Source organism: Hydrogenophaga pseudoflava NBRC 102511 (assembly GCF_001592285.1).
Lineage (GTDB): Bacteria > Pseudomonadota > Gammaproteobacteria > Burkholderiales > Burkholderiaceae_C > Hydrogenophaga > Hydrogenophaga pseudoflava.
This window is the reverse complement of the sequence record NZ_BCWQ01000003.1, coordinates 69,850-83,374: the sequence shown is the minus strand read 5'-3', so window position 1 is coordinate 83,374 and position 13,525 is coordinate 69,850. Positions and strand designations below refer to the sequence as shown.

At 66.5% G+C, this 13,525-nt stretch carries 13 protein-coding genes and 1 riboswitch; of the genes, 9 read left to right on the top strand and 4 right to left on the bottom strand.

Going from position 1 to position 13,525, the window contains the following annotated elements; translation table 11 throughout:
* Genes HPS01S_RS05190 through HPS01S_RS05180 form a run of 3 tightly spaced genes read left to right on the top strand, consistent with a single transcriptional unit; the run spans window position 1 to window position 2,242 of the window.
* On the top strand, window positions 1–630 hold the full coding sequence (locus HPS01S_RS05190; RefSeq protein WP_066151993.1) for a hypothetical protein: 630 nt from the start codon (window positions 1–3) through the stop codon (window positions 628–630).
* 27 nt (window positions 631–657) lie between these two features.
* Window positions 658–1,425: an MBL fold metallo-hydrolase gene (locus tag HPS01S_RS05185; protein WP_066151990.1), complete on the top strand. Its 768-nt coding sequence runs from the start codon at window positions 658–660 to the stop codon at window positions 1,423–1,425.
* 46 nt (window positions 1,426–1,471) lie between these two features.
* On the top strand, window positions 1,472–2,242 hold the full coding sequence (locus tag HPS01S_RS05180) for a trypsin-like peptidase domain-containing protein (RefSeq protein WP_066152533.1): 771 nt from the start codon (window positions 1,472–1,474) through the stop codon (window positions 2,240–2,242).
* 19 nt (window positions 2,243–2,261) lie between these two features.
* Here the strand turns inward: HPS01S_RS05180 and HPS01S_RS05175 are convergent, their stop codons facing one another.
* Both HPS01S_RS05175 and HPS01S_RS05170 read right to left on the bottom strand, forming a co-directional pair.
* The gene (locus HPS01S_RS05175) at window positions 2,262–2,816 is read right to left on the bottom strand and encodes a glycine zipper 2TM domain-containing protein (RefSeq protein WP_066151987.1); all 555 of its coding nucleotides are present in this window, start codon (window positions 2,814–2,816) and stop codon (window positions 2,262–2,264) included.
* Window positions 2,817–2,915: 99 nt separating this feature from the next.
* Window positions 2,916–3,128 carry a hypothetical protein gene (locus HPS01S_RS05170; RefSeq protein WP_066151984.1) on the bottom strand — a complete coding sequence of 71 codons (213 nt, stop codon included), beginning with the start codon at window positions 3,126–3,128 and terminating at the stop codon, window positions 2,916–2,918.
* 117 nt (window positions 3,129–3,245) lie between these two features.
* Between HPS01S_RS05170 and HPS01S_RS05165 the strand changes: the two genes are divergently transcribed.
* A complete protein-coding gene (locus HPS01S_RS05165) occupies window positions 3,246–3,959 on the top strand; it encodes an enoyl-CoA hydratase/isomerase family protein (protein WP_066151981.1) in 714 nt (237 codons plus the stop codon).
* 15 nt (window positions 3,960–3,974) lie between these two features.
* Here HPS01S_RS05165 and HPS01S_RS05160 read toward each other — a convergent pair whose 3' ends face one another.
* Entirely contained in the window at window positions 3,975–4,376 is a 402-nt protein-coding gene (locus HPS01S_RS05160; protein WP_169803932.1) for an ankyrin repeat domain-containing protein, read from the bottom strand.
* Window positions 4,377–4,535: 159 nt separating this feature from the next.
* The gene (locus tag HPS01S_RS21715) at window positions 4,536–6,083 is read right to left on the bottom strand and encodes a DUF4365 domain-containing protein (RefSeq protein ID WP_157576107.1); all 1,548 of its coding nucleotides are present in this window, start codon (window positions 6,081–6,083) and stop codon (window positions 4,536–4,538) included.
* Window positions 6,084–6,343: 260 nt separating this feature from the next.
* A riboswitch (guanidine-I (ykkC/yxkD leader) is annotated at window positions 6,344–6,470 on the top strand.
* A 68-nt stretch (window positions 6,471–6,538) separates the two neighbouring features.
* Between HPS01S_RS21715 and HPS01S_RS05155 the strand changes: the two genes are divergently transcribed.
* From HPS01S_RS05155 to uca, 5 genes are all read left to right on the top strand, one after another.
* A complete protein-coding gene (locus HPS01S_RS05155; protein ID WP_084397070.1) occupies window positions 6,539–7,417 on the top strand; it encodes an ABC transporter permease in 879 nt (292 codons plus the stop codon).
* Window positions 7,418–7,422: 5 nt separating this feature from the next.
* The gene (locus HPS01S_RS05150; RefSeq protein WP_066151976.1) at window positions 7,423–8,283 is read left to right on the top strand and encodes an ABC transporter ATP-binding protein; all 861 of its coding nucleotides are present in this window, start codon (window positions 7,423–7,425) and stop codon (window positions 8,281–8,283) included.
* A gap of 152 nt (window positions 8,284–8,435) precedes the next feature.
* Window positions 8,436–9,134, top strand: a complete 699-nt coding sequence (locus HPS01S_RS05145; RefSeq protein ID WP_066152528.1) for an urea amidolyase associated protein UAAP1 — start codon at window positions 8,436–8,438, stop codon at window positions 9,132–9,134.
* Window positions 9,135–9,150: 16 nt separating this feature from the next.
* On the top strand, window positions 9,151–9,819 hold the full coding sequence (locus HPS01S_RS05140; RefSeq protein ID WP_066151973.1) for an urea amidolyase associated protein UAAP2: 669 nt from the start codon (window positions 9,151–9,153) through the stop codon (window positions 9,817–9,819).
* A 79-nt stretch (window positions 9,820–9,898) separates the two neighbouring features.
* Complete coding sequence (uca, locus tag HPS01S_RS05135) at window positions 9,899–13,525, top strand: urea carboxylase (RefSeq protein ID WP_066151970.1); 3,627 nt, start codon at window positions 9,899–9,901, stop codon at window positions 13,523–13,525.

Genomic DNA, 13,525 nt, shown 5'->3' with positions numbered 1-13,525 from the left:
ATGACCCACTGGATCGACCTGCCCGCACCCGACGAACCCGTGCCCGCCGCCTACCGCGGCGTCTGGCAACGCACCCTGCTGGAAACGCCGGAGGGCCGCGACACCACCACGCAGGTGCACTGGCTGCAGACCGAGGGCTGGCACGCCGACCTGCGCGTGCCCGCGGGCATCGACCCAGCGACGTCCGCCGGCCGCGCGTTGCTGCAGGGCTTCTGCGGCCTCACGCGCATCACGCATGGTGTGAATGGCCAGCCCGACATCTGCACCTGGCACCGCCACTGGGACGTGCAGCCGCCGCGCAGCACGCCCGACGCGGGGTACATGGTGTTCGAGACCAGCGAGCGCGTGATCGAGACCGGCGTGCACGGCCGCTACCTGGAGGTGTGGGAGCGCCTGCCCGGCTCCACCGGCCCCCATGCCGCGCAGGCCGAGGTGGATGGCCAGGGCCAGCCCACCGGCGCGATGCGCTTCACGGCCGGCCGATACACCCTCACCGTGCGCCCACGCCGCGCCGCCTGGCCGGCCGACCTGCGGCCCGACGAAACCCTGGCCGAACTGGTGCAGCGCCACCCGGCCGCAGCCGATGCGTTGCTCGACTTCGAGCTGGTGTTCAGCGAAGCGCCGGCCTAGACTGGTCGCCACCACCACAGGCCCACGATGCTCCCCACCCTCGAGGGCGACTGGTTTGAATTCCGTTCCCTCGGCGACGGCCTCACGCTGATCACCGAGCCCCACGTCGTGCCGCTGCTCCGCTGCAACATCTGGCACATCCGCGGCCGCGACATCGACCTCGTGGTCGACACCGGCCTGGGCGTGAGCAGCCTCTACCAGGCCTCGCGCCACCTGTTCGGCCATCGCGTCGCGGCACTCGCCACGCACGTGCACCTGGACCACGTGGGCGGCCACCACGAATTCGCCGAGTGCTGGTGCCACCGGCTCGAAGCGCCCGGCCTGCGCGGCGCCGACCCGGCCTACACGCTGGGCGACATCGACCTCCAGCACCTGGACTTCGCGGCGCCCGGTTACGAAACCGGCGGCGCCGCGCTCACCGCGCTGCCCCGGCCGGACTACGACCTCTCGGCCTGGGAGATCAAACAGGCCACCGTCACGCGCGAGCTCGAAGACGGCGACGTCATCGACCTGGGCAACCGCCACTTCGAGGTGCTGCACCTGCCCGGCCACTCGCCCGGCAGCATCGGCCTGTGGGAGGCGGCCACCGGCACGCTGTTTTCCGGCGATGCGGTCTACGACGGCCCGCTGCTCGACGCCCTGCCGCACTCCGACCGCGCGGCCTACGCGCGCACCATGGAACGCCTGCTCGGCCTGCCGGTGAACGTGGTGCACGCCGGCCACGACCCGAGCTTCGGGCGCGATCGGCTCAAGGAACTGGTGCGGGCCTACCTGGACCGCCCGCCCGGGTCATAGCAGCACCCACATGGCACAGACACCCGAAAGCGCCGACACTGCGGGCATGAACGCAGCTCCTGCCGACCGGTCGACCGCTCCCACACCCGCCGTGGACCCGCTGTTCCTCGCCACGCCAGGCATCACCACCTACGACGGTGACATCGCCCTGACCAACGCCTCCGGCTTCTTCTTCCAGCGCGACGACCGCCTGTTCCTTGTGACCAGCCGCCATGTGCTGATCGACGAACCCAGCCACCACCACCCCAGCCGGTTGGCGATCACGCTGCACCTGGACGCCCAGAACCTCTCGCGCTGCACCGAGTTTTCCATGCTGCTGTATGCGAACGGGACGGCCGTCTGGCGCCAGGGCACCGACGGCGGTGGCGAGATCGACGTGGGCGTGCTGGAGATTGACCGGGAGGCCTTGCCCGAAGGGGCCATCGTCTTCGCCTTCACGCCGGAGCACCTGCCCGGCGACTTCGACAGCGTGCCCATCGATGCGGCCCTGTGCATCGCCGGCTTCCCGCTGGGCTTTCGCGACACGGTGTACCAGCTGCCGGTCCTGCGCCACGCGGCCATCGCCTCACCGTTTGGTGTGCGCTTCCAGGGCCGGGGCTTCTTTCTCACCGACGCGCGCACCCACCGCGGCACCAGCGGGGCGCCGGTGGTGACGCGTCACCACGGCATGACGCGCGACGGCGCACCACTGCCATGGCAGCTGCTGGGCGTGCACTCGGCGCGCATGGACATGGGCAACCGCGACCGTGTGCAGGACGAATCCCTGGGGCTGAACTGCGCCTGGTACGCCGACATCCTGCTCACGCTGACGGCGTGAGCGCGGCGCCCGGGCCGGCTTACGAGCGCGCCTCCGTCGGCGGCGGCGTGGTCACCACCTGCCCGTCCTTCACCGGCAGCGTGGCGCCGGGTTCAAAAGACGTGCGCGTCTTGCCCTCCTGGCCGTTGAGGCGGTAGGTCACGTCGTAACCCACCAGCCGCTGCGACTTCTGCTGCACCGTCTTGCAGCGCTGCTCCGTGGTCGTGACCACGTCGTTTTCCTGCAGATTTTTTTGCACCCGGTTACCGGCGTAGCCCCCGGCCACCGCGCCCGCCACCGTGGCCACCTTCTTGCCGTTGCCACCACCGATCTGGTTGCCCAGCAGGCCGCCCGCCACACCGCCGATCACCGTGCCGGCGATGCGGTGCTCATCCTTCACCGGCGCCTGCCGGCGCACCTGCACGTTCTCGCAGCGCACCTGCGGTGTCGACACGGTCTGCAGCACCTGCTTCACGGCCACCACCTCGGCCTCCTTGGGCTGCGCCAGCGTGCGGTACCCGGAGACCGCGCCGGCCCCCAGCACCACCGTGGCGATGCCACCCACGGCCATGCCCTTGATCAACGACTTGTCCATTTTTATGTTCCTTTCAGGGCGCGCAATGTAGTGCCGCCCGCCCGCGAGGGCGTGACAAACGGTGTCAATCGCACACCGCTGTTCACGCCCCCACCGCGTTCAGTGCAGTGCAATCGCACCCTGGGTCACGTAGCGTTTGAAGTCCGCCAGCGGCATGGCCGCAGCCCCGTGGGTTTCGCCTTCCACCCAGCTCAGGGTGGCTTCGAGTTTGGTGGTCTCGATCTCCACCGGGCCTTTCGGGATGCGCATCAGGGCGCCATCGCCCGGGCGGAACTCGACCTTGCCAACGATGAATCCAGTCTGTTGTGTCATGAGGCACTCCTTTCGGTTGTGATTCATTCTGTTGGTCATGCCGTTGCCCCGGCATCGGTGAACGCGCAGTCTGCTGGTAGGACAGGTCCTACACGCCAAACCCTGCTAGCCTGCGCCATGCCCGCCACATCCACACTCCTGCACACCACCGACGCCGGCGTCCTCACGCTCACGCTCAACCGCCCGGACAAGCTCAACGCCATCCACAACCCGCTGGCCGAGGCCCTGCTTGAAGCGCTCAACACGGCGGCCACCGACCCCGCGGTGCGCGCCATCCGCCTGCGCGGCAACGGCCGCGCCTTCTGCGCCGGCCGCGACGTGAGCGCCGCGCCGACCGACAAAGACCTGGAACTCGTGCAGGCCGTCTCGCGCGCCATCGTCGCGCACCGCTGCCCGGTGATTGCTGCAGTGCACGGCTGGACGGTCGGCGCGGGCTTCGAATGGACGATGAACGCCGACATCGTCTTCGCCGCCGACAGCGCGAAGTTCAAGCTGCCCGAAGCCTCGCTCGGCGTCTTCGTCACCGGTGGCCTGGTGGCCACTCTGCCCGCCGCCATCGGCCCCATGCGCGCCAAGGCGCTGACGCTGCTGGGCGAGCCCTTCGACGCCGCGCAGGCGCTGGCCTGGGGCCTGGTCTACCGCTGCGTGCCGCCGGACGAACTCGACGCGGTGTCGCTCGCCGCAGCGCGGCGGGTCGCCGAGCTGAAGCCCGAGGTGGCCTGCGAGTTCAAGCGTGTGCTCAACCAGATCGGACTGGAGCGCTTCGAGCGGGCGGTAGATGAAGAGTCGGCGGTGCAGCGCCGGCTGGGCCAGGGCGACGCCGGGGCGTAGAGCCCTCGGCGCGGTTCAGCCCGCCGGCGGGCGCTGCTTCTTCGCGAGGCGGTCCCAGTCGCGCAGCGTCTGCAGCAACCGGTTCTTCGCGTCGGTGTGGCTCTGGCCGAAGGTCTCGGCCATCTGCCGGCGCAGCGCCTCGTCCGGCGGCGGCGCGCCCAGCGCCTTGAGCTTGTCGATCACCAGCATCAGCACCTGAAAGCTGCCCGAGTCCACCGCCATCGTCAGCGGCGTCTGCCCGTCATCGGCCGCGTCCAGCACGTTGGCGCCGTGCTCGATCATGAACTTGACCACCCCCGCCTTGCCGCCCGCACAGGCCCAATGCAGCGGCACCAGCCCGCCCTCCAGCCGCGCATTGAAATCGGAGCCGGGCGCGAGATGCTCCGAGGCCAGGGGCCAGCCGGAGGCTTTGATCATTTGCTGGAGTTGCCAGGGGGTCATGGGATTTAAAACGCTTTGGAGCGAAGTTTCCAAAAGCAGTACTCCTCCGATTTGAGCAGGAGGGCGTGAAGCCGAAATGTTCGCTGTGCCGACTTTCCGGTGCAGTGCGAAATTGATCGCATGGAATACATAACCCTAGATCGGCAACGTGATGACTTGGAAATTATTTAGGTAGTCGGCTTCGATGGTCTTGACTGCTTCAATTAGGTCATCTTTGTTTATTGTTCCTCGCTCGTCCGAGGTGATTTTCAGCTTTATTTCGGCGGTGCTCGATATTAGTGAATAGCGATTGGGCTCCAAAGAGAGTGCGCGGCCCTTCGTAACAACAAGTGCGCCCAAAACATGATCTCCGATGTTTATGGATACTAGGTTAATGCATGCGACAGGCTTATTTTCGTCAAATCCGTCGCCTTGCACTGAAAAGTCACATCGGAAAACAGGCTGTTTGGTATCGAATATTGCACAAAAATTAATAATTGATTTTCCATTGCCTCCAATGTTCTTTAGGGAGGCCTTTATTGGTTGGCCTAGGTCAAACTGTTGGCATATCTTTACTGATGACTCAAGAGCATCCAGTAGTTCCGAGAATTCGAAATCCTGCTTTGGTGAGTCGAATGAAAATTCGACCTTATCTGCCCCATCTAAGAAAATGCTGACAAGAACTTTTTTGCCGGAGGTGGTCATTAGCCGCATTAGCCGAATGACGTCCCTGAGTTGCGTGATGGGCAGTTCAGTATTTTCGTCTGTTTTGAATCGATATTGGGCAGCGCCCGTATGGGGATTCATGCTGATATCGAAGTGTTCGCCATCGATGCGGAATTTTTCTAGTTTTCTTGGGACTGCCAGATTTAAGGGTGACGAATAGACCTTGCATGGGAAAACCAGTCCCGGCAAAAGCTTTGATTCTCTAAAGCAGATTGTCCCGATTGTCGTTGGTTTTATGTCCGGCATCTCCAGGATTCCGGAGTCGCTCTCGAATATAGGCTTCTTGCTTGTAATGCCGAATCTTGAATGAAAGCCTGTGAAATTTGATATTTTTGTAGACTGCTTTAGCCCTATGGATACGTCAATTAGATCAATGGCCCCCTGCTCGCCATCAGTGCTAAATCGTATGTGGGCGTATCCTTTTTCAAAGCCCGTCGATGCGAGATGCTTATTTTTGTCGGCTACGTATGCGCTCATTCCGTTGGGAATGAATCGTTCTATGCCTGCTTTGAGTGATTCGCCGTTGAGGTATGGGATTTCGTTTTCTTCGCCATAGCTAATTTGCATTGAGCTTTTGTGATGATCGAATAACTCTTGAATAGTTTCTCGTTCATGCAATCGCCGAAGGATCTTTGTAATCATTTTCTCGTCAATATGTACTAAAAAGGCTCGTTGTGCTACCTCCTTCTTGTCAAATTCGATCACTATTACAAAGGTCGGCATCTGGGCCGTAGCGAGGCGCCGAAGATTGGATAGCGTTATTGATATTTTTCTAGAATTATTGTCAGTGGCTTTGACTTGAACCTTGCACTCTATTGCAGGGTGATGAAGCGTTGTCGGAGTGGTTTTTGTTGGTATTGAGAATTCAACAAGGTAGTCCCAACCAGTTCTATCGATCTTCGAATCATTTGCAACAAGACCTGCTTGGTTGCACCAAAGTCTGAAGGTGCTCTCTCCCATCTGACCAAGGTCTCTCATTTTTCGGCTCCAATGGCTTGATATGAGAAGGGATGGTAGTCCATGTTGTTAAGCAATGAGCACAGAAAGCAGCTCTGCGAGCAACACGCGAAATCAGGTTTATCGGCGGTCTAACACAATCGGAGTCTTCTTGAGCAGGCCGTACATCAAACGTGTGTGCCCCTACTTGGTGCAGAGCACCTTGTAGGGCCTGTTTTTTTCTGGCATCTAACTTGCTTAGTCTCTGGCCAGAGAGGCGTCGTGTATCCCACGTCGCAGCCTTGAATGACCGCTAGGGTTCCGGGCGCTGCACACCGACACATATATATGTAGTCCGCAGCGCCGCCTGGTCCGAGAGCGGTCGGCCACGATCGTGTGGCTCCACGGAGGGACAAAAGCCCGGGAGAAGCTGGCATGCCGCTGATGCGGTTGCGCGAGCCTCTCTGGCCGTCGTCCCCCCGAACAGGAGCCCGCGCATGTCCACGTCTCCCCCTTCGCTGCCGTTGCTGGTGCCGCCGGCCACGGCGTCTGCGGTGCCCGCGCCACCGCCAGCGCGCCGCCCGCTGTCCTCGCTCTGGACGGTGCGCGCGCCCATCAACCGCCGCGCCTACTGGGTGCTCGCGCTCTCCGGCCTCGTGCTGCCGCTGCTGGCCTGGGCCGCGCTGGCCGCCTGGGGCGGGCTGGACCCGACCTTCATGCCCTCGCCCGCGGCGGTGCTGGGCAAGTTCTGGGTGTGGCTGACCGAGAACGACCTGCTCAACGACATGGCGATCAGCACCTACCGCGTGGTCGCGGGCTTTCTGCTGTCGGCGGTGATTGCCCTGCCGCTGGGCCTGTTCATCGGCTCGTTCCGCTCGGTGCAGGCGCTGCTGGAGCCGCTGACCGACTTCATCCGCTACATGCCGGCAGTGGCCTTCATTCCGCTGGTGATGCTGTGGGTGGGCATCGACGAGGGCTCCAAGATCGCCATCATCTTCATCGGCACCTTTTTCCAGATGGTGCTGATGGTGGCCGAGGACGTGCGGCGTGTGCCGGCCGCGCAGGTCGAGGCCGCGCAGACCATGGGCGCGACCCGCAGCGAGCTGATCGAAAAAGTCATCCTGCCCAGCGCCAAGCCCGCGCTGCTGGACACGCTGCGCATCACGATGGGCTGGGCCTGGACCTACCTGGTGGTGGCCGAGCTGGTGGCGGCCAACTCGGGCCTGGGCTACGCCATCCTGCGCGCGCAGCGCTTCCTGCAGACCGACACCATCTTCGCGGGAATCATCGTCATCGGCCTCATCGGCCTGGCCACGGACCAGCTGTTCCGCCTCGCCCACCGCAAGGCGTTCCCCTGGCTCTACCTGAAAGGCTGACCGCCATGCGCTTTCCCGCCTTCAACCCCCTGGTCCCCAAGATCCAGATCCGCGACCTGCACAAGCGCTTCGACGGCGCGCCGCTGAACGCACTGGAGCACATCAATCTCGACATCGCGCACAACGAGTTCGTCACCTTCGTCGGCGCATCGGGCTGCGGCAAGAGCACGCTGCTGCGCACCATCGGCGGGCTGGAAACGCACACCAGCGGCGAGCTGCTGGTGGACGGCCGGCCCGTCACCGGCCCCGACATCGACCGCGCCATGGTGTTCCAGCACTACAGCCTCTACCCCTGGATGTCGGTGATGGAGAACATCAAGTTCTGCCGCCAGCTCGCCGCGCACCGCAAGGACCACACCTCGGCCCAGGTCGAGGCGGCCTCGGGCCGGGCCGACGCGCTGCTGCGCCTGATGGGCCTGCAGGCCTCGGCCAACGCCTGGCCCAACCAGCTCTCGGGCGGCATGCAGCAGCGCGTGGCGATCGCGCGCGCGCTGATGGGCCGGCCCGGCATCCTGCTGATGGACGAGCCCTTCGGCGCGCTGGACGCGCAGACGCGCGAGGTGATGCACGACCTGATCCGCCACGTGCACCGGCTGGAGCGCGCGACCATCGTCTTTGTCACCCACGACGTGGAAGAAGCCATCTACCTCGGCGGCCGCGTGGTGCTGATGGCGCCGCGCCCGGGCCGCATCGACACCGTCTACGACGTGCCCTTCGGCGACCAGCGCGACCAGGACCTCAAGCACGCGCCCGAGTTCCTGCGCCTCAAGCGCGAGATCCTCGAACGAATCCGGGAAACCTCGGGCATGAAGACTGACCTTGAACAACTGCAGCGCCTCAGTGGCCTGACCGCGGAGACCGTATGACACCCACCAACACCTACCCCCTGCCCGAGACGCTCACCGACCCGCTGAGCGTGATCCCCTCCAACCCGCCGGCCGCCATGCCGGTGGACGCGCCCGCGCTGTGGCAGCGCTTCCCGCAAGCGGCGCTGGCGGGCGTGCACACCGGCCACGCGATGTGGAGCGAGGCGATGCCCGGCGGCAGCCACTGGGGCTGGCGCATGCCGCGCGGCAGCGCGATCCGCTTCGTGGCGCTGGAAGCCGGCGCCAACGTGAGCGTGGTCATGTACTCCGCGCTGGAAAAGCTGGAGCGCTACAACATGCCCGACAGCCTCAAGGCGCAGCACACCGCGCACTACGGCAAGGGCCATGTGCTGATGAGCGACATGGGCCGCAGCATGGCCAGCGTCACCGCCGACAGCCTGGGCTGGCACGACCCGCTGGGCGCGCTGCTGGACAACGAGCTGATGGACGCGAAGTACGGCGCGCTGCCCTACGAAAAGGCGCGCAACGCCATGCACCGCTCGGGCAAGGACGGGCTGCTGATCGAGATCGGCAAGTACGGCCTGACCAAGCGCGACCTCGTGGCGCCGGTCAACCTGTTCAGCAAGGTCAGCGTCGACGAACAGGGCCGCTTCCATTTCGCGAAGGACCACAGCCGCGCGGGCGACTTCGTCGAGCTGCGCTTCGACATGGACGTGATCGTCGCGGTCTCCAGCGCGCCGCACCCGCTGGACCCGTCCACCGAATGGTCGCCCAAGAAGGTCGGCCTGCTGGCCTGGCGCTGCGGCGCCGCGCCGGCCAACGACGCCTGCCGCGCCTTCCGCCCAGAGAACGCGCGCGCGCTGCACAACAGCGACATGCTCTACCTGTGAGCGAGGAGACGACGACATGAACGCCATCACCGCCACCGACATCCGCATCCAGGAAAGCGCGCTCGACCCGGCCACCGCCGTGATGAACCAGCGCCACCCCGCGGGCGAGCCCATCCTGTTCGCCGTCAACCAGGGCCAGACCCTGCGCATCGTCGACCTCGAAGGCAACCAGGCCGCCGACGTGATCTTCTACAACCGCGACGACCTGGCCGAGCACTACAGCGCCACCGACACCATGCTGCACCAGGGCGGCATCTACCTGACCACCGGCTCGGTGATCCGCAGCAACGAGGCGCGGCCCATGCTCACGATCGTGGCCGACACCTGCGGCCGGCACGACACGCTGGGGGGTGCATGCGCAGCCGAGAGCAACACCGTGCGCTACGCGCTGCAGAAGAAGTTCATGCACAGCTGCCGCGACAACTACCTCATCGCCCTGCAGCGCGCCGACATGGGCCTCACCAAGCGCGACCTGGTGCCCAACATCAACTTCTTCATGAACGTGCCGGTGACCGGCGAAGGCGGGCTGAAGTTCGACGACGGCGTGTCCGGCCCCGGCAAGTACGTGGAGATGCGCGCCGAGATGGACCTGTGGGTGCTGATCAGCAACTGCCCGCAGCTCAACAACCCCTGCAACGCCTACAACCCCACGCCGATCCAGCTGATCGTCTGGGACCCGGCCTGACCCCCTTCCTTGCCACCGGCCAGCAGGACGGCCTGCTGCGCGACACCCCTCGGCAGGACGGCCTGCCACCGGAGAGCCCATGTTCCGCAAGGTCCTGATCGCCAACCGCGGCGCCATCGCCTGCCGCATCATCCGCACGCTCAAAGCCCTGGGTGTGCAGAGCGTGGCCGTGTATTCCGAAGCCGACGCGCAGGCCCGCCATGTGCGCGAGGCCGACGAGGCCTACCTGCTCGGCCCCGCGCCCGCGGCCGAGAGCTACCTCAAGGCCGAGCGCATCCTGCAGATCGCCCGCGAGTGCGGTGCCGAGGCCATCCACCCCGGCTACGGCTTCCTGTCCGAGAACCCGGGCTTTGCCCAGGCCTGCGAAGACGCGGGCATCGCCTTCATTGGCCCTACGCCCGAGCAGATGCGCGCCTTCGGCCTCAAGCACACGGCGCGGAACCTGGCCGAACAGCGCGGCGTGCCGCTGCTGCCCGGCACCGGCCTGCTGGCCGACGCGGCTCAGGCCCGCGCCGAGGCGCTGCGCATCGGCTACCCGGTCATGCTCAAGAGCACGGCCGGCGGCGGCGGCATCGGCATGCGCCTGGTGTGGAGCGAAGACGAACTCAGCGACGCGTTCGCATCCGTGCAGCGCCTGGCCAGCGCCAACTTCAAGGACGCTGGACTCTTCCTGGAAAAGTACGTCGAGCAGGCGCGCCACATCGAGGTGCAGGTGTTCGGCGACGGCGCGGGCACGGTGCTCGCGCTGGGCGAGCGCGACTGCTCGGTGCAACGCCGCAACCAGAAGGTGATCGAAGAGACGCCCGCGCCGGGTCTGACGGACGCGCAGCGCGCCGAACTGCACGCCACCGCGGTGCGGCTGGCGCAGGCGGTGAACTACCGCTCGGCCGGCACGGTGGAGTTTGTGTACGACGCGGCCACCGGCCAGTTCTATTTCCTCGAAGTCAACACGCGCCTGCAGGTGGAACACGGCGTGACCGAGCAGGTCACGGGGGTCGATCTGGTCGCGTGGATGGTGCAACTCGCCGCCGGCGACCTGCCGCCGCTGGCCACGCTGGCGCCCACGCCGCAGGGCGCGTCCATCCAGGTGCGGCTGTACGCCGAAGACCCCGCGAAGAACTTCCAGCCCAGCGCCGGTCTGCTGACCGAGGTGGTGTTTCCGCAAGACGCCCGCGTGGACGGCTGGGTCGAGCGCGGCACCGAGGTGCCCGCCTGGTACGACCCCATGCTGGCCAAGCTCATCGTCACCGCGCCCGACCGCGAGCAGGCGCTGGCGAAGTTGGACGCCGCACTGGCCGCCACGCGCCTGGCTGGCATCGAGACCAACCTGGGCTACCTGCGCCAGGTGGTGCGCGACCCGGTGTTCCGCGAGGGCCGGCAGGTCACGCGCTTCCTCAACAGCTTCCACTTCCGCCCCGCGACCGTCGAAGTGGTCGAGCCCGGCGTGCAGACCAGCGTGCAGGACTGGCCGGGCCGCCTGGGTCACTGGGACGTGGGCGTGCCGCCCAGCGGCCCCATGGACGCCTACGCCCACCGCATGGCCAACCGCCTGGTGGGCAATGCCGACGACGCGGCCGCGCTGGAGATCACGCTCTCCGGCCCCACGCTGCGCTTCAACGCCGACGCGGTGATCGCCGTGACCGGCGCGCCGGTGAAGGTGCTGCTCGACGGCGCGCCGCTGCCGATGTGGCAGAGCCACCGTGTGGCTGCCGGCAGCGTGCTCGCCATCGGCCGGGCCGAGGCCGGCGCGCGCCTGTGCCTGGCCGTGGGCGGCGGCTTCGACGTGCCGCTGTACCTGGGCAGCCGCAGCACCTTCACGCTCGGCCAGTTCGGCGGCCACGCCGGCCGCCACCTGCGCACCGGCGACGTGCTGCACCTGGCCGCGCCCGGCGCCGGCACCGCAGACGTGAGCGCCGCCCCCGACACCGTGCCCGCCTTCACCCACCACTGGGACGTGGGCGTGCTCTACGGCCCGCACGGCGCGCCCGACTTTTTCACGCCCGAGGACGTGACCACCTTCTTCGCCACCGACTGGGAGGTGCACTACAACTCCAGCCGCACCGGCGTGCGCCTGATCGGCCCCAAGCCGCAATGGGCGCGGGCCGATGGCGGCGAGGCCGGCCTGCACCCGTCGAACATCCACGACAACGCCTACGCCATCGGCGCCATCGACTTCACCGGCGACATGCCGGTCATCCTCGGCCCCGACGGCCCCAGCCTCGGTGGTTTCGTCTGCCCCGCCGTGGTGGTGGACGCCGAACTCTGGAAGCTCGGCCAGCTGCGCCCTGGCGACACGGTGCGCTTCCACCGCCTCTCGCTCGATCAGGCGCTGGACCGCAGCGCGATGGTCGAGGCCGCGCTGACCTCGCTCACGCAGCCCCTGCCCGCCACGCCCACCGACGACGCCACGGCCCACCCCACGCCGGTCGTCCACGAAGACCCCGCGCGCGAAGACGAGGCCGTGCCCGCCATGGTGGTGCGCCAGGCCGGCGACCGTTACCTGCTGGTCGAGTTCGGCCCGCTGGTGCTCGACATCGAACTGCGCCTGCGCGTGCACGTGCTCATGCAGGCGCTGCAAGCGCGCATGGCAGCGGGCACCCTGCCCGGCATCGTGGACATGACGCCCGGCATCCGTTCGCTGCAGCTGCACTTCGATCCATCCAAGGTGTCGCGCGCCGAGCTGTTGAAGGTGCTGGTCGAGGCCGAAGCCGCGCTGCCCGCGGTGGACGACATGGAAGTGCCCAGCCGCATCGTGCACCTGCCGCTCAGCTGGGACGACCCGCAGACCAAACTCGCCATCGAGAAGTACATGCAGTCGGTGCGGCCCGACGCGCCCTGGTGCCCGAGCAACATCGAGTTCATCCGCCGCATCAACGGGCTGGACAGCATCGACGACGTGTTCAAGGTCGTGTTCGACGCCAGCTACCTGGTGCTGGGCCTGGGCGACGTGTACCTGGGCGCGCCGGTGGCCACGCCGGTGGACCCGCGCCACCGCCTGGTGACCACCAAGTACAACCCCGCGCGCACCTGGACGCCCGAGAACGCCGTCGGCATCGGCGGCGCCTACCTCTGCGTCTACGGCATGGAAGGCCCCGGCGGCTACCAGTTCGTCGGCCGCACGCTGCAGATGTGGAACCGCTGGCGGCATGGCGAGCCCGGCTCGGTGTTCGAGCAGCCCTGGCTGCTGCGCTTCTTCGACCAGATCCGCTTCGTGCCGGTCGATCAGGACGAGCTGCTGCGCATCCGCGCCGCCTTCCCGCACGGCGGCTACGCGCTGCAGGTCGAAGAGACCACGTTCAGCCTGCGCGACTACCGCCGCTTCCTGGCCGACAACGCCCAAAGCATCGGCGCCTTCAAGGCGCAACAGCAGGCGTCGTTCGACGCCGAGCGCGAGCGCTGGGCCGCGAGCGGCCAGCTGAGCTACGCAGGCGACGCCGACGTGGCCGCGGCCGATGCGAGTGTGGAACTGGACCTGCCGCCCGGCGGCCGCCCGCTGGCCAGCAGCGTGCCCGGCAGCGTGTGGAAGGTGCTGGTCAGCGAAGGCCAGCGCGTGGCCGCGGGCGACGTGCTGCTCGTCGTCGAGTCCATGAAGATGGAATTCAGCGTGCTCGCGCCGCAGGACGCCACCGTGCACCGCCTCATGTGCCGCGAAGGCGCGCCCGTGGCCGCCGGCCAGGACGTGCTGGTCCTCGTCACCGAAGACTGA